This window comes from Cephaloticoccus capnophilus (assembly GCF_001580045.1).
Lineage (GTDB): Bacteria > Verrucomicrobiota > Verrucomicrobiia > Opitutales > Opitutaceae > Cephaloticoccus > Cephaloticoccus capnophilus.
On the sequence record NZ_LSZP01000045.1, the window covers coordinates 42,850 to 63,777 of the forward strand.

General features: G+C 56.7%; 17 protein-coding genes. 16 read left to right on the plus strand and 1 reads right to left on the minus strand.

Features of this window, described 5'->3' with window-relative positions:
• The first annotated feature begins 12 nt into the window (after window positions 1-12).
• The 16 genes from AXK12_RS05770 to AXK12_RS05830 all read left to right on the plus strand — a co-directional run bounded on the left by AXK12_RS05770 (window position 13) and on the right by AXK12_RS05830 (window position 19,437).
• Window positions 13-882 carry an ABC transporter permease gene (locus AXK12_RS05770; RefSeq protein ID WP_068712398.1) on the plus strand — a complete coding sequence of 290 codons (870 nt, stop codon included), beginning with the start codon at window positions 13-15 and terminating at the stop codon, window positions 880-882.
• A gap of 42 nt (window positions 883-924) precedes the next feature.
• Window positions 925-2,133 (plus strand): ABC transporter ATP-binding protein, encoded by a 1,209-nt coding sequence (locus AXK12_RS08545; RefSeq protein ID WP_082782687.1) that lies wholly within the window; start codon window positions 925-927, stop codon window positions 2,131-2,133.
• On the plus strand, window positions 2,130-3,065 hold the full coding sequence (locus tag AXK12_RS08550) for a glycosyltransferase (RefSeq protein WP_082782688.1): 936 nt from the start codon (window positions 2,130-2,132) through the stop codon (window positions 3,063-3,065). The genes AXK12_RS08545 and AXK12_RS08550 overlap by 4 nt, the downstream gene beginning before the upstream one ends.
• Window positions 3,066-3,095: 30 nt before the next feature.
• Window positions 3,096-4,031 carry a hypothetical protein gene (locus AXK12_RS05780; protein ID WP_068712400.1) on the plus strand — a complete coding sequence of 312 codons (936 nt, stop codon included), beginning with the start codon at window positions 3,096-3,098 and terminating at the stop codon, window positions 4,029-4,031.
• A 24-nt stretch (window positions 4,032-4,055) separates the two neighbouring features.
• Window positions 4,056-5,024: a glycosyltransferase family 2 protein gene (locus AXK12_RS05785; RefSeq protein WP_068712427.1), complete on the plus strand. Its 969-nt coding sequence runs from the start codon at window positions 4,056-4,058 to the stop codon at window positions 5,022-5,024.
• 40 nt (window positions 5,025-5,064) lie between these two features.
• Complete coding sequence (locus AXK12_RS05790) at window positions 5,065-6,276, plus strand: glycosyltransferase (protein ID WP_156468894.1); 1,212 nt, start codon at window positions 5,065-5,067, stop codon at window positions 6,274-6,276.
• Between the two features lie 30 nt (window positions 6,277-6,306).
• Window positions 6,307-7,617 carry a glycosyltransferase gene (locus AXK12_RS05795; RefSeq protein WP_082782690.1) on the plus strand — a complete coding sequence of 437 codons (1,311 nt, stop codon included), beginning with the start codon at window positions 6,307-6,309 and terminating at the stop codon, window positions 7,615-7,617.
• A 24-nt stretch (window positions 7,618-7,641) separates the two neighbouring features.
• Complete coding sequence (locus AXK12_RS09595) at window positions 7,642-8,712, plus strand: acyltransferase family protein (RefSeq protein WP_197457010.1); 1,071 nt, start codon at window positions 7,642-7,644, stop codon at window positions 8,710-8,712.
• Window positions 8,713-8,774: 62 nt separating this feature from the next.
• Window positions 8,775-10,250, plus strand: coding sequence for a hypothetical protein (locus tag AXK12_RS09065; protein ID WP_156468895.1), 1,476 nt, complete (start codon window positions 8,775-8,777; stop codon window positions 10,248-10,250).
• A 37-nt stretch (window positions 10,251-10,287) separates the two neighbouring features.
• Window positions 10,288-11,490: a glycosyltransferase family 4 protein gene (locus AXK12_RS05800; RefSeq protein WP_068712404.1), complete on the plus strand. Its 1,203-nt coding sequence runs from the start codon at window positions 10,288-10,290 to the stop codon at window positions 11,488-11,490.
• Window positions 11,487-13,013 (plus strand): O-antigen ligase family protein, encoded by a 1,527-nt coding sequence (locus AXK12_RS05805; RefSeq protein WP_068712406.1) that lies wholly within the window; start codon window positions 11,487-11,489, stop codon window positions 13,011-13,013. The genes AXK12_RS05800 and AXK12_RS05805 overlap by 4 nt, the downstream gene beginning before the upstream one ends.
• A gap of 31 nt (window positions 13,014-13,044) precedes the next feature.
• Window positions 13,045-13,878, plus strand: a complete 834-nt coding sequence (locus AXK12_RS05810) for a glycosyltransferase family 2 protein (RefSeq protein WP_068712408.1) — start codon at window positions 13,045-13,047, stop codon at window positions 13,876-13,878.
• Between the two features lie 35 nt (window positions 13,879-13,913).
• A complete protein-coding gene (locus tag AXK12_RS05815) occupies window positions 13,914-15,206 on the plus strand; it encodes a glycosyltransferase family 4 protein (RefSeq protein WP_068712410.1) in 1,293 nt (430 codons plus the stop codon).
• A 78-nt stretch (window positions 15,207-15,284) separates the two neighbouring features.
• Window positions 15,285-16,745: a sugar transferase gene (locus AXK12_RS05820; RefSeq protein WP_068712412.1), complete on the plus strand. Its 1,461-nt coding sequence runs from the start codon at window positions 15,285-15,287 to the stop codon at window positions 16,743-16,745.
• 57 nt (window positions 16,746-16,802) lie between these two features.
• On the plus strand, window positions 16,803-18,338 hold the full coding sequence (locus AXK12_RS05825) for a dihydrolipoyl dehydrogenase family protein (RefSeq protein ID WP_068712414.1): 1,536 nt from the start codon (window positions 16,803-16,805) through the stop codon (window positions 18,336-18,338).
• Between the two features lie 22 nt (window positions 18,339-18,360).
• Window positions 18,361-19,437: a M42 family metallopeptidase gene (locus AXK12_RS05830; protein ID WP_068712416.1), complete on the plus strand. Its 1,077-nt coding sequence runs from the start codon at window positions 18,361-18,363 to the stop codon at window positions 19,435-19,437.
• A gap of 233 nt (window positions 19,438-19,670) precedes the next feature.
• Here AXK12_RS05830 and clpX read toward each other — a convergent pair.
• Window positions 19,671-20,928 (minus strand): ATP-dependent Clp protease ATP-binding subunit ClpX (gene clpX, locus AXK12_RS05835; protein ID WP_082782692.1); only part of this gene is annotated, 1,258 nt, incomplete at its 5' end.

Genomic DNA, 20,928 nt, shown 5'->3' on the forward strand with positions numbered 1-20,928 from the left:
TTATTTTTTTCGGTGAGCACCCATTCACAAACACCCACCCTTTCAAGTAACGCGGCCTCCGCCACCTCGCACGAACTCGTCATTGAGGCAGGACGGAGCGAGCGGCACTACTACCTCGACCTATGGCGTTACCGCGAGCTGCTCGGCTTCCTCGCATGGCGCGACATCATGGTGCGCTACAAGCAGGCCGCACTCGGTGTTGCGTGGGCCATTATCCAGCCGGTTATCCAAGTCACGCTGCTGACTTTCGTATTTGGGAAGCTCGCAGGAATGCCCGATGGCGGCGTCCCCTACCCCTTGATCGTAATCTGCGGGACGCTCGCGTGGCAGTTTTTCGCGACGGCGTTCTCCGGTGCCGGCCAGAGCCTCGTCTCGAACACGAACTTAATTAGCAAAGTGTATTTCCCACGGCTGGTCATCCCGATGGCCGCGCTCGGCGTCGCGCTCGTAGATTTCGCAATCACGCTCGCCCTCGCCCTGCCTGTTATTCTGCTCTTGGGGCCGGGGATCGGCTGGCAACTCGCATGCCTGCCACTGTTTATCCTGCTCGGGCTACTTATCTCGCTGGGCGCAGGGCTATGGATCGCCGCACTGACGGTCCGATTTCGCGACTTTCGGTTTATCACACCGTTTCTGATGCAGGTCGGCGTGTTTGTGACGCCGGTGGGATTTCGCACCGACATCTTGCCCGGCTGGCAAAGCCTCCTCGCGCTCAACCCACTCGCCGGACTCGTCGATGGGGTGCGCTGGTGTCTGCTCGGCGGGCACACCCAGCTCTACCTGCCTGGGCTGGGGATTTCACTCATCGTCACCGCCGCACTGCTCCTCTCGGGACTCTGGTATTTCCGCCGAGTCGAACGGCAATTTGCCGACATCATCTAAGGCCGCCTCCCCGCACTGGCAAAAGCCTCACTCTCCTCCTCCATGACTGCGCCGATTCTCGAAGTTTCTGACTTGGGCAAACGTTACATCATCCAGCACGAAGCCCAACACCAAGGGACCCTGCGCGACACGCTTCACCAAGGGGCACGCCAGCTCTGGCGGCGACTGCGGGGGAGAGACCGTTTTGAAAAGGAAGAGTTCTGGGCCCTGAGCGATATCAACTTTGCCGTCCAACCGGGCGAAGTGATCGGTATCATCGGGCGAAACGGCGCGGGTAAATCCACTCTGCTCAAGTGCTTGTCGCGAATCACTGAACCCACCCGTGGCCAAATTACGCTGCGCGGGCGTGTGGCCTCCTTACTAGAGGTCGGGACGGGGTTTCACCCCGAACTATCGGGTCGAGAAAACATTTACCTCAACGGCTCTATCCTCGGAATGACGCGTGCCGAGATTCGGAAAAAGTTCGACGAAATCGTCGCCTTTGCCGAGGTCGAGAAGTTCCTCGATACGCCCGTGAAACGCTACAGCAGCGGCATGTATGTGCGGCTTGCCTTCGCCGTCGCCGCGCACTTGGAGCCCGAAATCCTCATCGTCGACGAAGTGCTCGCGGTCGGAGACATGCAATTTCAGGAAAAATGCTTGGGCAAAATGCAGGACGTCTCGCGCGGCCAAGGACGCACCGTGCTCTTCGTCAGCCACAACCTCGGCTACGTGCGCCAACTGTGCCCGCGCGCCATTCTCCTTGATCGCGGGAAAATCGTCGCCGATAGCGATACTTCCGAAGTGCTCAAGGTTTTCAGCTCGAAGACAGTTGTCCCTCCACACGTACAAGGCGCACCGAAGGGGCCTAGAATAACTGATATAGCCGTGGACCCCGAGTTGCTAGAGCATGGCGATATCGCTATATCGATAGCCTTCGAGTCCCCCTATGTTATCCAGAAGCCATATACTGGCATTACGATACTGAACGAGCTCGGACATCCAGTTTTAGGAACAGACACGAGCTCAGATCCAATTAATGACCTAAAGCCGTCACAAGGAGGAACCTTTCGTTTACTTTTAAAAGCGCCTCCACTCGCTTCTGGGCGATATCAGATCAATGCTTGGCTCGGCCAAAATGGTCGAGGAGAGGATGATCACTGGCCTTCTGCTAGAGAATTCCATTTCCCTGGGCATCGTATTCGACCACCTCAATTTTCTACCGAACTCGCCGGATCAATAGACATTGGAGGACACTGGACACTATTATGAATCCATTAGTTAGTATTATTATCCCGAGCTATAACCCAGATGAAGGCATCTTACAGCGTGTTTTGGATGCTTTGTATGAGCAAACCATAAGCTCAGAAAAATGGGAACTCATTATAGTCAACAACGCCTCTACACAGTGGCCCGCTCAGGACTTTTTCGCAAAATATGAAGGGGGAAACATTCGAATTCTAGTCGAAGCTCAGCAGGGAGCGACTTACGCAAGAAAGCGAGGTTTAGAAGAGGCAAGCGCAGACCTAGCGGTTTTGGTCGATGATGACAATATTCTTGGCAAAGACTATTTAGAAAAAGCACTAATCAGGTTACAGGAGTACCCTCAAGTGGGAGCCTTGGGAGGGCGAGTTAAGTTAGAGTTCCTCAAAGAACCTCCGGTTTGGATGGATACGCTTCACGGCCTTTTCGCCTCTTGGGACCATGGTGATACGATGCTGATTTCAAATGGAATTCGCCCACCGGGAGCGACACGAAACGAATATCCCCCATTTGCTCCAATCACCGCTGGTCTCGTACTGCGTCGTGCCGCTTGGGAGGCGTGGTTAGCACACCTCAACACTCAGCCCATAATGAGTGACCGTTGCGGCGACTCTCTGTCTTCAGGGGGAGATAATGACGCAATCTTGGCGATATTGAAATCGGGCTGGGAAGTCGCCTACTTGCCCGAAATTTACCTCACTAACATCATTCCTCCATTTCGCCTGACCCCTAAGTACCTAGAGAGGCTGAGTTACGGCTGTAGTGCTGGGTTTACCCAAGCCTTACGGCGGCACGATGCCTGCCCTTGGCCCCCCATTGCACGTTGGACATTACCGCTGCGGGTTGCCCGAGCATGGTTTCGCTACCGCGCATGGCGAGGACCCGCCAATAAAATCCACTGGCGCGGGGCAGTCGGCCACTTTACCGCACGCGTACGCTAGCCCATCTGCTCCGCCTCTTCCTGTGACGTCATGAGCCTCCCCGGCAAGCTCCTCTTCCAACTGTGGCATCGGCCCTACGGCTACACGCGCGATCTCATAAAAGACGGTGGACCACAGCAACGCCGACTCACCGAGAAAGGACGGCAGGAGATGGAGGCTGCTGCTTACAGGCTCCCAGCTCCCCCCTCTGGACACGGAAAGCCGGTCGAGTTGCATTTTCTAACAGGTCGCAAGTATTGGTATCAGACTGCGTTTTGCCTCTGGTCTTTCGCGGCCGCCTCAAATCGCACGCTGCGCCCCGTGCTTTTCGATGATGGCAGCCTAAGCGAGCCGTACATCGAGCCACTAGCACGACTCTTCCCAGCACTGCGCATTGTCACTGCTGCTGAGTCTCTCGCTAGGCTCGACGAGTTTTTACCTGAAAGCCGCTACCCTTCGCTGCGCGGACGACGACTTGCCTATCCCCACCTCAAAAAGCTCCTCGACTTGCATGTCGGACAACGCGGCTACCGGCTCCAAATGGACTCCGATCTGCTTTTTTTCCGGAGTCCCGACTGCCTGCTCGATTGGCACGACAACCCGGAATATCCGCTTCGAGCAGAAGATATAATCACCTCTTACGGCTACCCACTCGGCATGCTCGCTGAGCTTTCGGGTTTTCCCAAAGTCCCGGAACGCGTTAATGCAGGGCTACTTGGCTTGCGCAGCGAAGATTTCGATTGGGATAAAATGGAGTATTGGTGCCGCGAGCTGCTCGCACGCAAAGGCCCTTCGTATTATCAAGAGCAAGCACTCCTCGCGATGCTCTTGGCAGGCCGCGAATGCATAGTTCCCGCGCCGAGCGATTACGTCATCCTGCCAAAAGCTCCCGAGGCCCTCCACTGCAAAGCAGTCATGCATCACTACGTCGCCGAGTCACGCCGTTGGTATTACCAACACAACTGGCGACGCTTTACTGCACAATAAATTTTGCCTAACCGCAGCTCCACCGTGCCACCTGCGCTCGTAAGTATCCTTATCCCTGCCTATAACGCAGCACAATGGATTGTAGAGACGCTTCATTCTGCACTGAGTCAGACTCATCCAAACTGCGAAATCATCGTCGTCGATGATGGCTCCCGAGATGATACTCTAGAGCGAGCAAAAGCCTTTGCCGCGAATGCCTCGGCGGCTCGTATCCGCATCAAATCTCAAAAAAATGCCGGAGCCAGTGCCGCTCGCAACCATGCGCTGCGATTAGCCCAAGGTGATTTTATCCAGTTTCTCGACGCGGACGACTTACTCGCACCTGGAAAAATCGGCCTACAACTTGCAGCCTTAAAAAAACATCCCCTGCTCACGCTAGCAATGGGGACCTGGGGGCGCTTCACCACAGATCCGACACAAACCGTATGGGCCGAGCACGAGGCCGTTTATCACGCACGCTCAGGCGTCGAGTTTTTGCAGCTTAAACTCGAAACGCACTCAATGATTCAGCCCGGAGCATGGCTCGTCCCGCGCACACTCTGCGAGCGCGTCGCCCCTTGGGAGGAATCACTCTCCCTCAACGACGACGGAGAGTACTTCGCCCGCGTCGCTCTCCAAGCGGAACACCTGCTTCATGTGCCCGAGGCCCGCGTCCACTACCGATCGGCCATTTCCAGCAGCCTGAGCCGACGACGAAGCCCGCGAGCCCTCGACTCATTGTATCGCTCCGAGCAACTCACAATCAGCCACCTGCTTGCCGCAAACGACTCTCCTCGCAGCTGCACGGCCGCCGCGCTCGGCTGGCGCAGGCTTGCAGGTGAACTTTACCCAGAAGCGGCGGACCTCGCACGCCGCGCTCGCCAAGCGGCTCGCGAACTGGGTGCTGAAAATGATACCCCAATAGGAGTCCCTAACTGGGTCAGTTACGCCGCTCGCCTAGTCGGCTGGCCCAACGCCCGCCGCCTTCAGTTTCTTCGCAATCGCTTCTCCTAGCCTCGACCCTGTGGACGCAGCCCCCTCCAAAATTCTGATCGTGACCACAGGCCATCTTAGCCGAAACCCACGGGTACTCAAAGAGGCCACCACCCTCGGCGAAGCAGGCTACCGCGTCACGGTACTCGGCATTCGCAATCGAAGGGACGCTGCGGATACCGACCTATCACTCACAGCCAAAGCCCCTTTTCTGCACACTTGGGTGGATATGCTAGGCGAGCATGAGTCTTTTACCTCACGCTTTAAGGCCACCTTGCGACGGGGCCGACAACGACTCGCACGCGAACTCGTCTCCCGCTTCGGACTGCAAAGTGCCGAAGCACTCGGGCCCTCGGCGGCAGTTCTCGCCGCAGCACGCCGGATCCCCGCCGACCTCACTATTGTCCACAATGAAGCCGCACACTGGGTGGGTCTTAAACTTTTAGCAGAAGGCCGCCGTGTGGCTGCCGATATTGAGGACTGGCACAGCGAAGACTTACTCCCGTCCGACCGAGCGGCCCGCCCCACTGTTCTGCTCCGCCGCAACGAAAAAGCCCTTCTACACCAGGCCTGCTATGTTACGACGACCTCGGAAGCACTAGCGGAGGGGCTCTTTTCTCGCTACGGAGGACAGCGGCCGGAAGTCATTACCAACTCTTTCCCACTTCCCGCCCTACCTCATCACCGCGAACAAAATCGTGGAGCCGCGCCCTCATTTTTTTGGTTTTCGCAAACAATCGGCCCTGGCCGAGGCCTAGAAGCATTCCTTGCCGCCTATGCTCGCACGACGCAACTCTCACGCCTCACACTTCTCGGCCAGGTCTGTGATGATTATCGCCGACACCTCCTATCACTCTTGCCCGAGCCTTTGCGCAATCGTGTCAGCTTTCGCCCACTCGTTTCTCCCGAGGAACTCCCTAACGTCATCTCACAACACGATATTGGCTTGGCGCTGGAAGAAAGCACCCCTCTCAGCAGGGATTTAACGATAACTAATAAGATTCTTCAGTACCTCGGCTCAGGACTCGCAGTGATCGCCACCGCCACCAAAGGACAATGTGAAGTCCTTTCAAAAGAGCCACTTGCAGGCATTCTGCTCGATAACCTTGACGATCCCAAAACAACGGCTGCGGCACTCGATACCCTTCTTGGCAGCCCCGATGAGTTCCTAGCACGCCAACAGGCGGCCTACCAGCTCGCCAAGACGCACTACTGCTGGGAGCAAGAAGCCCCCCGACTCCTCGAGCTAGTCGCAGGAGCCCTTCGAGACTGAGCAAGCAGCCGCCTCCCTTCGGCCAAAATCATGCGCAAGATCCTCATAGTTAGTCCGCACTTCGCACCGGTAAATACCGCTGACATGCATCGAGTGCGACTTTGCCTACCTTGGCTTCGCGATCATGGCTGGGAGCCAACCGTCCTCGCCGTCGCCCCCGAGTCAATTGAAGGAGCCGTTATCGAGCCGCTCTTGGAGAAAACCTACCCCAAGGACATACGCATAATCCGAGTTCGCGGAATCTCGCCCAAATTAACACGCCCCTTCGGAATTGGTTCGTTGTGGCTACGCTGCGGACGAGCACTCCGCAAAGCGGGTGATGCTCTTCTGAGCACTGAGGCCTTTGACCTCGTATTTTTCAGCACTACGGTCTTCAATAGCTTCTCCCTAGGCCCACACTGGCTGCGCAAATTCGGCATTCCCTACGTACTCGATTACCATGACCCGTGGATAAACGACTACTACGACCTCACCGGTGCCGCTCCTCCAGGCGGGCCGCTCAAATATGCATTTAGCCAATGGCAAGCGAAACGGCACGAGCCCAAAGCAGTACTCCAAGCAGCACAAATTGTCTCCGTATCGTCGTCCTACGGCCCCGAGCTTTGCAGATGCTATCCTACTCTTTCCCCCGAGAAAATCCACCACCTCCCTTTCGGAGCATCAGCTAAAGACATAGAGGTCGCACGATCGCATCACCCCATGCCCTCCCTAGTTCCTTTCGGGGATGGCAACGTGCACTTCGTTTACACCGGTCGAGTGGATACGGACATGGCCCAAGCCCTACGTATGCTTTTCCGTGCATTTGCGCTCTATAAGAGAAACTCCCCTAGTGAAGCTGCGCACATGCGCTTTCACTTCATCGGTACCGACTATGCACCACCTCCTCTTGGTCGGAAACACGTTATGCCCATAGCGCAGGCCGAGGAGGTCGCCGATCACGTCACCGAGCACTGCTACCGCGTCCCCTATTTTGATGCGCTCAGTTACCTGTGCCATGCCGAGGCGCTGATACTCATCGGATCCGACGATCCAAGCTACAGCGCATCCAAAATTTTCCCTTACCTTTTTGCTCAAAAGCCAATCGTCACGATAGCATATCAAAAAAGCCTAATGTTAAAACTTAGCAGAGAATTTGGGCATGCTACCAGCTATGATTTCTCTGCAAAGGATACCGAGGAGAACACACAAGCGACCATTCAAAAAATCCATGATGAATGGTTCGACAATGAAGGGTTTCGATCTCCCTCCTTAAGTTTAACCCAAGACTCAAAATTAGATTCCCACAGTGCTCAAAAAATGACACGTGACTTGTGCCAGGTATTTGAAAAATCGCTCAAGTGAGCTAACTCAAAATTTCTAATCTTTGTGAGAACAAGGGAAACCCTAAGCCCCCGCTTCATCGAAATCGATAGCCTTCGATTCATTGCGTGTGCACTCGTCATTATTCAGCACGGGCTGAGCTATCTCCCTCAGTCCGCAACACAAGGCAGCCCGCTAGAACGTATAATTTTAATCTTATCTCCGGGATGGCTCGGGGTTTTGATATTTTTTTCGATCAGTGGCTTTGTTATCCCAAGCTCCCTAAAAGGCCCGCGACTGGGCAGCTTAAAGACTTTTATCAAAAGACGTTTTTTCAGACTCTACCCGCCTTTTTGGACAGCTGCGCTCATCATCATACTCCTAGACCCAAAGAAATACGCAATTACAGATTTGCTCTGGAGAGTTTCGATGCTACCAGTACAAGACCGAAATGTATTCGGCCACAGTTCATATTTCTGGACCTTGCACATAGAACTAGTATTTTACTTTCTAGTCTCACTTCTTTTCCTATTATTTGGACGTTTTACATATAGGTTTTTCATATCAATACTTATTATCATAGCGATTCCTTATACGGTTTGGGTCGCCACTGTAGGGGGACGATTCGCTCCATTTTTTGATTTCTCCCAGTGCCTCCCCTTCTCTATGTTATTAATGTTTTGGGGAGGGTGCTGTCGTGCAGTTCTGCAGGAAGACAGCCTATCAGAAAACCCTAGAAAGAAATATTCACGGGCAGTGAAAATTGGATTAGCAAGTGGAATTCTGACAATGCTTCCACTCCATGCAATCTATTTTGGAGTGTCGGAATGGAGCCTTTGGCAGCTTCACGAGGGCAGTTCCACTATCCTAGGGATTTTCATTTTTCTTTTCTGGGCAATATTAAAACCAATCAAACCCGCTTTCCTAGCCCTGCTCGGAAGGAATACCTATTCCACTTACTTACTTCATGGCGCAGTCAACTTAACCTTACCCTATTTCCTCATGAAAGTCGGAATCATGGATTGGCCTCTTCCTAGCCTATTAATACTAGTCTTAGTATGCAGTTTCGCCATAGGAGAGCTATTTTATCGATTCGTCGAAATCCCAAGCAACTCTTTAGGAAGAAATATTAAATGATGTAATTAAATTACAAGCTCCGGCAATGTCTGACTTATAAATTTTTTAACTAGAAAATAACAATGGCAGTATCAGCTACAGGAAATCCTTTCGAGTATCACCAGCAACTTTTAACTAAAAAAGCCGCAAAAGGTCTGTATATCGGGGGATTGTTTGCATTAGCCCTAGTATCTATTTGGTTTCTTAACGAAGGCAATTGGGAGTTTGATGGAAAAACACTTTGGGGTATTACAATAATGTCACTTGCCAGCTACCCTTCCCTCATGTGGGCAAAGCGTTCGGAAAAATGGCTTCCTATTTTTGAAGTATCGACGTTGATGGCAATACCGCAATATGCGCTGCCCTTACTATCTCATCCACTTGAGCTTCGTTTCTACCCTGATGCCACAATCTCAAAGGGAGCCTTGCTGATTGCCATTTACACATTCATATCAATTTTAGGATTTTCCATTTTTCGTCGGCCTGCAAGAGTTAAGAAAATCCTCCTCACCTCCTTAATCCCAAGTAAATTCTACTATCTCGGCCATGTAGGACTATTTATCTCGAACATATACCTATTCACTACAACATTTTACTCAATAATCCCTTCAGGCCTTGAACGCATTCTAGGAGCATTATTTCTAGGACTAAGCACCTTGAGTATTTTCATCACCTCTCACCTTTGGGGACTAAAACTATTAAATCCATCAAGAAAGCTTCTCTTTATCATAAACATTGCGCTCAATACGCTCATGTCATTCCTCGGACTCTACCTGATAATGGGGTTTGCCACAGTTTTTTTGGCTATACTATCCTATAGTAGCGCAAGAAAACAAATCCCTTGGACAGTCCTTTCAGTTTTTGTTTTTATAATCTCAATTCTCCATTTGGGAAAAGCGGAGATGAGAGGGAAATACTGGTCTTCTTCCGGGACGGGGAGGGCTACGCAATCCTACAGGCTAAAAGTCCATGAGGTTCCCTCATTTTTTTCGGAATGGATTAATGATGGGTTAAAAATGGAGCGCGCAAGTAAATACTCAAATATCGACCAGACCTCTTCCCTTGAGAGAGCTTCACTTTTCCCAATGGTCTGTCTAGCTGTGGATCGTATCCCAAGAGAAAAAGGTTATCTCATGGGGAGTTCTTATACCGGTATAGCCACCTTACTTATCCCTCGCATTCTTTTACCTAATAAGACTTCCGCATTAGCTGCTAACGATGAATTAATGATTCATCTCGGACTTGTCAATCCTGATAATATCACAGTAAATATTGCATTGGGTCTACCTATCGAGGCTTATGTTAACTTTGGGTTTATTGGAGTTGGCATCTTGGGTTTGCTTTTGGGAGCAGTATATAAAAACATCTCCTTGCTTTCTCAAAACTCACCTCAGTTTTCCGTGGTCGGCATTTTTTCAATCTTACTGCTTTCCTCAACAGCTCAGTCCGGTCAAAATGCCGCAGTCTGGGTCTCTACTCTTTTTCAGATGTCTGTGATATGCATAGGTGCTCCCTTGCTTTATAAAACTATAACCTCCTCTCCTTTATCGTCTAAGTAAAAAATGAGGAGCCTTATGCCATAACATATGCAGGCTTATGACTTCTAAACTTGGGTCTTATAAATCGGACAAGCTTCGATTAGCGATTGTCGTAAGTCATCCTATTCAGTATTACTCGCCTTGGTTTCGAAAAATTGCCGGAGAGCCATCTCTACACCTTCGAGTCTTTTACCTGGACGACCAGGGCCAGAGAAAAACACAGGATCGCGAGTTCGGGAAATCCTTTTCTTGGGATGTCAATCTACTTTCTGGCTACGACTACGAGTTTATCCCCAATGCTGCCAAGCACCCCGGAACGCATCATTTTTGGGGCCTGCGCAACCCCGGCCTTCATAAAGCCATCTGTGACTACTCTCCAGATGCGCTCCTAATCTTCACCTACCCTCACTGGTCTTTGCTTAATCTCATTCTGAGACGTCCCGCCCCACTCATCTTTCGGGGGGACTCCACCCTTTTACGTCCACACCCTATCAAAGGACTAAAGCGACTTATCTTGCGTTTCATCTATTCACGCTGCGCGGCCTTTCTGCCTGTTGGCCAAGCAAACGCAGCCTACTTTCGGCACTGTAGCGTCCCGCAGAAGAAGCTGTTCCCCGCGCCTCATTGCGTCAATGTAGAGCACTTCACGCCAACTCCAGATCATCTCGAGAACGCCTCAGAACTCCGCAGTTCACTCTCCATTCCCGCTGACGCAACAGTCCTGCTCTTTGCCGGAAAATTCATCCCGCAGAAACGTCCGGATCTGCTCCTATCGGCCTTTCTGCCTATTGCCTTAGAGTTTCCCAGTGCCCATCTGGTTTTTTCTGGAGATGGCGCATTGCTGCCCAAGCTCCGCGAAACACTATCTACAGCGGAAAAACTCATTCGGCAACGCGTGCACTTCCTTCCCTTTGCCAACCAGTCGGCGATGCCCGCTCGCTACCTTTTAGGGGATTGTCTCATCCTTCCCTCGGAGAGCGAGACTTGGGGGCTCGCTGTGAATGAAGCGATGCACCTCGGGCGTCCTGCAATCGTGAGTGACCGAGTCGGCTGCCATCCAGACCTCATTCAGCATGGAAAGACAGGTTGGGTCTTTCACTCGGGAGCCAAAGAGGCACTCACTGAAACGCTCCGAAACGTCCTCTCTCTCTCTCGTGCTGAACTCGCAGAAAAAGGCCGGGCCGCCCAAGCTCACGCCGCCTCATTTAACTACGACAACGCCACTGCAGGCCTCTTAGCCGCCCTAAAATCACTCCCATGACCGCAGTCGCAGCAAGGCGTCAGCCCCCAAGTTTTGTAGCCGACAAGTCGCCCCGGCTTGAGCAGCTTACAGTGCTGCATGTGGTCGTTCTTCTCATCGCCACAACTTGGCTCTTCGGGGGCAATGCGGGTTGGGTAAAGCCTTACCTTGCAGCATGGGCTTCGCTCTCACTCCCGCTGTTTGTCCTCAATCTTCGCGAGATCGCCGACCTCCGCCAAAAGACCCAAATTTTGAGTCAGCACTACGAGAGCACACACACAGTTCGCGCCCCATCTCCCAGCATACGAAGCCTCCTCCTCTGCCTGTGTCCGCTGCTCGCGCTCAACACGATCGTGGCCGTCTCACTCCTCTTCCCGGGCTTCCGAACCTTCCTATTCGAAGGAGAGACGCTCTATATCAGCAATCGCGTCGCGACTTGGATTCCCAGTGCTGCCTACCCACCCGCCGTGGGAATCACGCTCTGGCTTTTTAATGGAGCTTATCTCTCCGCGTTTAATCTCCTTCTCGCCCCCAAAAGTCGCCGCACCCTGCGACGGTTTTTCTTTATCGCGCTGAGTAATGCGCTGCTCCTCGCAGTTTTTGGGACTTTCCAAAAACTCAGTGGAGCCAAGGGCCTATTCTTCGGACTGGTCCGCTCTCCCCAGGAGCGCTTCTTCTCCTCATTTATTTATCACAACCACTGGGGAGCCTTCTGTGTACTGACGCTCGCCCTCTCGCTCGGCCTCTTCGCCCACTACCTGCGACGCCATCTCTTACGTGACCTCACCCGCACCCCTGCGATGTATGTGCTCGCCGTAGTCGCCGCCGCTGCGATTACGACGCCGCTCAGCGACTCCCGATCAGGTACCGTCCTCGTGCTTTTGGCGTTACTCGTCGGCACCATCCACGCGCTTGTCGTTTTCTGGAAACGCCACGACGGCCCACCCGCGCGCCGACCGCTTCCCGCTGTGCTCGCGACTGTTACCTTTGCGATCTTGCTCTTCATCGGCTACGATCTCGCCAAGCCGCAAATCGCTGATCGCCTTCGCCAAACCCAAGGCCAGTTCAGCGGCGGAAAGAAAGTCCTTATCGACCACCGACTCACACTTTACCGCGACACTTATCACATGGCCCGCGACCGACTCCTCTTTGGCTGGGGTATGGCCTCCTTCCCACACACCTTTCCTATCTACAACACCCAGACCTACGGAGCGACCCTCGGCATCCCCTTCCTTTATCACGACGCGCATAACGACTGGCTCCAGACTCTCGCCGAATTTGGCGTGGTGGGCTCCTCTCTCATCGCCCTCTGCGGGTTGGCTCCACTCCTTGCTTTTCGCAAAACAATCCGCGCCAACCCTATTTCCGCCTATCTCTTTGGCGGCTGTGCACTGATACTCCTTTACGCTTGGCTCGAGTTCCCCTTCGGCAACACGGCAGTGCGGCTCACTTTCTGGGTCTTCCTTTTTGCGGCGATCCGCTACGCGCACCTCACTTATACGGAACACACGGCTTCGCTGCGCGCCCCTCATCACACACGCTAGCGAGTCGCTAGCTGCCGACTCGTGCCTCCGCATGATTTCCGCCATCATTCTCACCCTAAACGAAGAGAAGAAACTCCCGACCTGTCTCGCCAGCCTCCGCGAATGCGACGACATCGTCCTCCTCGACTCAGGCTCCACTGATCGCACGATCGAGATCGCCCGCGCACATGGCGCACGCATCTTCGCAAACCCCTTCCAAAACTTCGCCCAACAGCGCAACTACGCCCACGAGCACATTCCCTTTCGCCACCCTTGGCTCATCCATCTCGACGCCGATGAAACCATGACGCCCGAGCTCTGGGCCGAATGCTGCGCAATCGCTGCCCGCGATGCCCAAAGCCCACTCCCACTCGACGGCTACTACGTTGCGCCAAAGATGTTTTTCCAAAACCGCTGGATTCCCCACTGCACCGACTACCCCAGCTACCAAGCCCGCCTCGTCCACGTACAACGCTTTCGCTTCATTGAGGTCGGCCACGGCCAGCGCGAAGCGAGTGGACTCCGCCTCGGCACGATTCACGCCAACTACCTCCACGACCTATCGGCCTCGGGCGAAGTCGACTGGCTTGCCAAACACCGCCGCTACGCCGCCGCCGAAGTCGCCGCCTACCTGAGCCCAGACACGCCGCCCTTCCGTTTCGCCGACCTCTTTTCACGAAAAAAAATCACCCGCCGCCGCGCGCTCAAACGCCTCGCCTTTCACCTGCCACTGCGCCCCCAGCTCCGCTTTTTCTATCAATATTTCCTACGAGGCGGCTTCCTCGATGGCCCCCCAGGTCTTCGCTACTGCGGGCTCCTCATGCACTACGAACGCTTCATCCTCGACGCCCTCTGCGAGGCCCGCGCCGAACAACGCAAGGGCTAGCTCCCTCGCAACGCCCCTCCCACCCGCGCTCTCCGATGTCGCGCCTCATTTTCGTCAATCGCTTTTACTGGCCGGAGGAGCCCGCCACTAGCCAGCTCCTCACCGACCTCGCCCAAGCGCTAGCCAACAAAACGGAATCGGAAAGCCCACCTCGGCAAAACGAGCAAAGCTCAACTCTAAAACGCGACGCCAAGGGGCGCCCAACTTCCCCTGAGGTGCTCATCCTCACCTCGCGCCGCCAAGGACTCGCCCGCCGCGAAACACACAAAAACGTGCGCATCACCCGGCTCGGCTCCGCACGCCGTGATTCGCCCTCTCTCGTTTCGCGTGCATTCGACCTCGCCTGTTTTCTCCTCGCGACGCTGCGCTACCTCGCCCGCCACACCCAGCGCGGCGACACAGTCGCCCTCCTCACCGATCCGCCGCTACTCGGTCTCTTCGCCACACCCCTTCTTCGTCTCCGCCGCGCGCGCATCATCCACTGGGTGCAAGACATCTACCCCGAAATCGCCGCCGAGCTCAGCGGCCAACGCTGGCTACGCGTCCTTCGTCCGCTGCGCGATTGGTCGTGGCGCAAAGCGCACGCCACCGTCACCCTAGGCCCCGACATGGCCGCCGTCCTATCCGCTGCCCGAGTCGCTCCCGACCGCATCCACACAATCCCCAACTGGCCACTACCCGAACTCAGCGAAGCCCCACCCGCCGAAGTCGCCGCGCTCAAAGCCACTTGGCCCGCCAGTCTCGCCGATAAATTCATCGTCCTCTATTCGGGAAACCTAGGCCGCGTTCACGACCTCCCCCCCATCCTCGAAATCGCCGCCGCGCTCCGCGACACCGCCCCGCATATCGCCATCGTTTTCGTCGGGCGTGGGGCGCAGCAAACTCCACTCCGCGACGCTGCTCACGCACGCGCCCTCACCAACATCCACTTCCTCCCGCCGGCTCCCCGCGCCCAGCTCAGTGCGAGCCTCTCCGCTGGCGACCTACACCTCGTCACCCTAAAGCCCGGCTGCGAACACTACGTGCTCCCCAGCAAGCTTTACGGCATCACCGCAGTCGCACGCCCGCTCCTCTTCATCGGCCCGCGCAGTTGTGCTCTCTTTAAGGAAGTCACCGACACCGGTATCGGACTCAGCTTCGCGCGCGACGAAACCTCTGCCGCAGCCAAAGCCATTCGAGCACTCGCCGACTCCCCCGATCAACGCCAACGCATGCAAACCGCGACGCGCACCTTTTCCCAAATACACACCTTCTCTACCTCGCTCCACGCTTGGCGCAGGCTTCTTCCCGACTCCGAACCACTCGGTGCCAACAAGCACTGCCGCTAAATAAAATAGCCTGCGGCTGCGACGGCGCAGCAACGCGTGCGCCGCCGAGTAAAAGAGTCTGCGACGCTCCCCTACCCAATGACACCTCTTCGCAAAACTACGCTCGCCCTCCTCGCGCTCGATATCCTTGCGGTCTTCCTCTGCTTCAACGCCGCGCTTGTCTTCCGTGGACTCGACGCGCCCCTAGTCACCTCTCTCATCTGGCCCGCCCTCTTCTCAATCGCCGCCCTGTATCTAATCGACGGCTACACGACGCGCACCGACATGCTCAGCGTCGATTACACCAGCCAGCACCTCATCGCTCTCCTGGCCGCCCTCCTCGGCACGCTCCTCACTCTCTACGTTTTTCAACCCGTTGCCTACGGGCTCACGAGTAGTCGCGGCGTTATCTTCTTCGCCTTCGCGGCACTCGCCCCCCTCTCCCTCTCGTATCGACGCATCGGCTACGCACGCGCCCGTGCGTTCCGCCAATCCCACCCCATCATCTTCATCGGCACCCACGCCAGCACTCACGCCTTTCAAGCCGAGTGCGATCAAGCCGGAGTCTCCCAACCACTCCTTTTTGCCCGCAGCGACGATAACTCAGAAGTCACCTCACCGCAGCCTACCGGCACCACCCCGCCGCCAAAAGAAACGAGCAAAGACGCGCGCCCAACACCTCTCGCGCAAAATAGCCAAGGCGAAGACTTCGCCAGCCCACCCACCGAGCCGCTCGAAGCCCTGCTCCGTAAAATCGAAACCGGCCAACTCACCGCCCACGCCATCGTCCTGTGCGACGACACCCAGCACCGCCTCCCCGACGCCCTCTCCCAACGCCTCGCCCAAGCCTACTTCGACGGCACACCCATCACCACCCGCGAACGCTTCCACCAAGCCTATTGGCGCAAAGTCGGCCTCTACCGCCTCGACCACCACTGGCCCTTTCAAGACGGCTTCGCCATCGCACGCGTCCCCGTCTTCGAGCACATCAAACGCCTCAGCGACATCCTCCTCGCCAGCCTCGGCCTCCTCCTCTCGCTGCCCCTCATGGCCCTCTGTGCGCTCGGCATCTGGCTCGACGATCGCGGCCCCATCCTCTTCACCCAAACCCGAATCGGTGAAAACCGCCGCCCCTTCAAACTCTACAAACTGCGCACCATGCGCTGCCGCCCCGCCGAGCAATCTGGTGACAAATACACCCAAGCCTCCGACCCCCGCATTACCCGCATCGGACGCTTCCTGCGCACCAGCCGTCTCGACGAACTCCCCCAACTCCTCAACGTCCTCCTCGGCGACATGAGTATGATCGGCCCACGCGCCGAGTGGGACGAACTCGTCCGTCACTACGAAACCGCCATCCCCTGCTACCACTTTCGCCACCTCCTCAAACCCGGAATTACCGGCTGGGCTCAAGTCAACTACCCCTACGGCGCAAACCTCCAAGACACCCTCCGCAAACTCGAATACGACCTCTACTACATCCGCCACTTCTCCTTCCGCCTCGATGCCGCCATCATCTTAAAGACCATCCACATCATGCTCTTTGGCCGAGGTCGCTAAATAAACCCGCCCTCGTTTCCTCTCGCACAAAACCTTCGCGAACTCACCCGCGCCACCGTGAAACAAAAAACAACGCGCACCCCCAAGCCGCACACCGCACACCGCAACTACGATTTAGCAATCATCGGCGGCGGCTCTGCGGGCTACAACGCCGCACGCACCGCGACCTCTCTCGGGCTAAAAACCGCCGTCATCGACGGTGCCGCCGAACTCGGCGGCCTGTGCATCCTGCGCGGCTGCATGCCCTCCAAAACCCTCCTCCACGTCGCCGATACGCTCCACGCTGTACGACACGCCGCCCCGCTCGGCCTGCGCATCCCCCGCGCCACGCCCGACATGCCCGCCATCCAAGCGCGCAAACGTCGCATCATCGCCGACTTCGCCAGCTACCGCCAAAACCAACTCCACAACGGCGATTTCGCCCTCATCCCCCATTACGCGCATTTCCTCGATCCCCACACCCTCGCCCTCAGTAACGGCGAGACACTGCGCGCACGCCACATCCTCATCGCCACCGGCTCCCGCATTTCCACCCCGTCCAGCATCCCCGGCCTCGCCGACGCCCAGTGCTGGACGAGCGACGACATCCTCGACCTCGACTTTATCCCTAAAACCCTCGTCGTCCTCGGCGGTGGCATCGTCGCCTGCGAACTCGCCCAGCTCCTCGCCCGCCTCGGCACCCGCGTCACCCTCATCCAACGCAGCGCCCAACTCCTCCGTGACCACTCGGCGCAAGCCGCCGACGTCATTCGTCAATCGCTCGAAGCCGACGGAGTAGAGATCTTCACCAACACCCAGTTGCTCCGCGTCAGCCGTAAAACCGCCCGAGGCAAGGCCAGCTACACCATCGAGTTTGAGCACAAAAAAAGCGCTAATTCGGCCAAGCGACGCGACGCTTCACCCAAAAGAGAAGTGGTCACTGCCCAGCACTGCTTAAATGCCCTAGGCCGCACGCCACACACCGCGCCGCTCGCACTCGACCTAGCCGGAGTCAAAACCGCCCCCAGCGGCCACATCCTCGCCAACCGCTGGCAGCAAACGACCGCCCCACACATCTACGCCGCAGGCGACTGCACCGGCCCCCACGAAATCGTCCACCTAGCCATCCAACAAGCCGAGCTCGCCGTCCGCCACATCGCCGCAGCACTGGAAGCTAAGACAGCCCGAGAGATGACGAGCCGGCGCAAGCATCTCGCAAAAGAATACGGTCGGCGACCGCTCTTGAGCGTCGTCTTCACCGACCCGCAACTTGCCCAAATCGGCCTCAGCGAGCGCGACCTTAAAACATCAAACACGCCCTACCTCTGCGCCTCCTATCCCTACGACGACCACGGCAAAGCCATCCTCCTAGAAGCGACACGCGGCTACGCAAAAGTCTTTGCTTCCCCTCGCACTGGCCGCCTCCTCGGAGCCGAAATCGTCGGGCGCGACTCCGGCGAACTCATCCACTGCTTTAGCACCCCGCTCGCCATGCGCGCCACCGTCTTCGACATGCTTCGCGCGCCCTGGTATCACCCCACCCTCGCCGAAATCCTCACCTACCCTCTGGAGGAAATCGCTGACCAAATCAGCGCTGCGAAAACCAAAGTCTAAGCCGCCTCCTATTTCTCCAAACATGTCTACTGCGTCCTACACCGTCCCGCCCTTCCTCCGCGACCTCCTCGCCGCGCGCTCTCCCTCCGGCTACGAAACCGAAGCGCAAGCAGTTTACGATGCCTACGTGCAACCCGCCGCCGACGCCTACGCCAAAGACGCCCTCGGCAACCGCCTCGCCACCCTAAACGCAAACGGTGACCCCATCCTCATGCTCGCAGGCCACCTCGACGAGCTCGGCCTCATCATCACCTACATCAACGACAAAGGCTTCCTCTACTTCGACACCATCGGCGGCCACGACCGCAGCGTCATCTCCGGTCGCCGCGTCCGTATCCAGACCGCCCAAGGCATCATCACCGGCGTCACCGGGAAACGCGCCATCCACCTCATGGATGAAGCGGATCGCAAAAAAGTCCCCGAGCGCCACGAGCTATGGATAGACATCGGCGTAGCCTCCAAAGCCGAAGCCCTCGACCGCGTGCAAATCGGCGACGTCGCCACCTACGACCACGATCTCGAACTCATCAACGGCACAATCGCCACCGCCCGCGCCTTCGACAACAAAGTCGGTGCCTACGCCGTAGGCGAAACTCTGATACGTTTAGCAGCGGATAAAAGCACCCCCCTCGCGGCCAAAGTCGTCTCCGTCGGCACCGTGCAAGAAGAAGTCGGCGTGCGCGGCGCGACCACTGCCAGCTACGCAGTGGCCCCGCACATCGCCGTCGCAATCGACGTCGGCCACGCCACCGACCACCCCGACTGCGACAACCGCAAATTTGGCGAATTCAAACTCGGCGGCGGCCCCATCCTCTGCCGCGGCTCTAACATAAACCCCAAAGTCTTCGCCAAACTCCTCGCCGCCGCCCAAGCCGAGAAAATCCCCTACCAAATCGAAGCCGACCCGCGTCCCACCGGCACCGACGCCCGCGCCGTCCAAATCGCCCGCGGCGGCGTCGCCACCGGCCTCGTCAGCATCCCACTCCGCTACATGCACACCCCTAGCGAGGTCGTCGATTTGAACGACGTCGAACACACCGTGCGCCTCCTCGTCGCCTTCGCCCGCTCCCTCGAAAAAGCCGACTACGCCCACTGGTAACAAACCGCGCACTCGCCGTCGACCCGCCTCGCGCGTTTCCCGTCACTTCCCAGCTCCCTTTCCCAAAGTAAAAGCCCCGGCCTCCCGCCGGGGCTTTTGCGTAATTTTTAACGAATACTAAATCGCATCAGCGCAGGGCTTCAAAACCAATACGAGTAAGCCCCTCAATGGAGTCGGAGCCCGTTGTCTGCCACATCTTGCCAGCGTGAGCGTAAAGGGTCGGGGCGACTCGCTCAGGCCGCGGCTTGGACTTCGGGAGACTCTGGTGTTTCGCCCAAATCGGAGGACGACTCCGCCGAAGGCTCTGCGCCTGCCGCAGCCGCAGATCCGGGGCTCGTCCGTTTGCGCGTCGCGCGGCGTTTGCCCGCAACTACGGCCGCGTCAATGACCACTTCGCTAATGGTTTCGTCGTGCGGGATCTCATACATCACCTCGAGCATGAGGCCCTCCATGATTGAGCGCAGGGCCCGCGCACCGGTTTTTAGCGCGATGGCTTTTTGGGCAATCGCCTTCACTGCGTCAGGCGTAAAGGTGAGCTTCACGCCGTCCATCGCGAAGAGTTTGCTGTACTGCTTCACCATCGCGTTTTTCGTGCGCAGCAAGACACGCTCCAAGTCCTTCACCGAGAGCTGGTCGAGGACGGAGATGACCGGGAGCCGCCCGATAAACTCAGGAATCATCCCGAAACGCACGAGGTCTTCGGGCGCGACTTCCTTCATCATCTGCTCGGGAGTGAGGGTGCGTTCTTCTTGGCTGGTCGCGGCAGCGGCAAAGCCGAGTGTACGGTGGCCGCGGCGGCGTTGGATAATGTCGCCCAAGCCTGCAAAGGCACCGCCGCAAATGAAGAGGATGTTCGCGGTGTTTACGTGCAGGTATTCTTGATTCGGGTGCTTGCGGCCTCCTTGCGGAGGCACGTTGCAGATGGTGCCTTCGAGGATCTTCAGTAGGCCCTGTTGCACGCCTTCGCCCGAAACGTCGCGGGTGATTGAGACGTTCTCCGTCTTACGGCCGATCTTGTCGATCTCATCGATATAGATGATGCCGCACTCGGCGCGCTTGACGTCGTAGTTGGCGTTTTGCACGAGGCGCAGGACGACGTTCTCCACATCGTCGCCCACATAACCCGCCTCGGTGAGGTTGGTCGCATCGGCGATGGCAAAGGGCACATCGAGCACGCGGGCGAGAGTGCGCGCGAGGAGCGTCTTTCCCGAGCCGGTGGGCCCGATGAAGAGCAGGTTGCTTTTCTCGACCTCGACTTCGTTTAGGTCGGCAGAGAGGGCTTGGCCATCGTTGCCCTGCTTGGTCGTCTCGAAGTTGAGCCGCTTGTAGTGGTTGTAGACGGCGACGGAGAGCACCTTCTTCGCGTGCTCTTGCCCGATAACGTGCGCGTCGAGTGTCTTCTTAATCTCGGCGGGTTTGATTAAGCGAAAGGGTTGCCCGCCCGCCGCCCCCGCCTCGGTTTCGTTCGCAGTATCGCCCTCCGCTCCTGCG

Coding starts and splice junctions, on each gene's coding strand:
- AXK12_RS08545 (WP_082782687.1), top strand. CDS start 925: ATGACTGCGCCGATTCTCGAAGTTTCTGACTTGGGCAAACGTTACATC.
- AXK12_RS08550 (WP_082782688.1), top strand. CDS start 2,130: ATGAATCCATTAGTTAGTATTATTATCCCGAGCTATAACCCAGATGAA.
- AXK12_RS05780 (WP_068712400.1), top strand. CDS start 3,096: ATGAGCCTCCCCGGCAAGCTCCTCTTCCAACTGTGGCATCGGCCCTAC.
- AXK12_RS05795 (WP_082782690.1), top strand. CDS start 6,307: ATGCGCAAGATCCTCATAGTTAGTCCGCACTTCGCACCGGTAAATACC.
- AXK12_RS09065 (WP_156468895.1), top strand. CDS start 8,775: ATGGCAGTATCAGCTACAGGAAATCCTTTCGAGTATCACCAGCAACTT.
- AXK12_RS05800 (WP_068712404.1), top strand. CDS start 10,288: ATGACTTCTAAACTTGGGTCTTATAAATCGGACAAGCTTCGATTAGCG.
- AXK12_RS05805 (WP_068712406.1), top strand. CDS start 11,487: ATGACCGCAGTCGCAGCAAGGCGTCAGCCCCCAAGTTTTGTAGCCGAC.
- AXK12_RS05810 (WP_068712408.1), top strand. CDS start 13,045: ATGATTTCCGCCATCATTCTCACCCTAAACGAAGAGAAGAAACTCCCG.
- AXK12_RS05815 (WP_068712410.1), top strand. CDS start 13,914: ATGTCGCGCCTCATTTTCGTCAATCGCTTTTACTGGCCGGAGGAGCCC.
- AXK12_RS05820 (WP_068712412.1), top strand. CDS start 15,285: ATGACACCTCTTCGCAAAACTACGCTCGCCCTCCTCGCGCTCGATATC.
- AXK12_RS05830 (WP_068712416.1), top strand. CDS start 18,361: ATGTCTACTGCGTCCTACACCGTCCCGCCCTTCCTCCGCGACCTCCTC.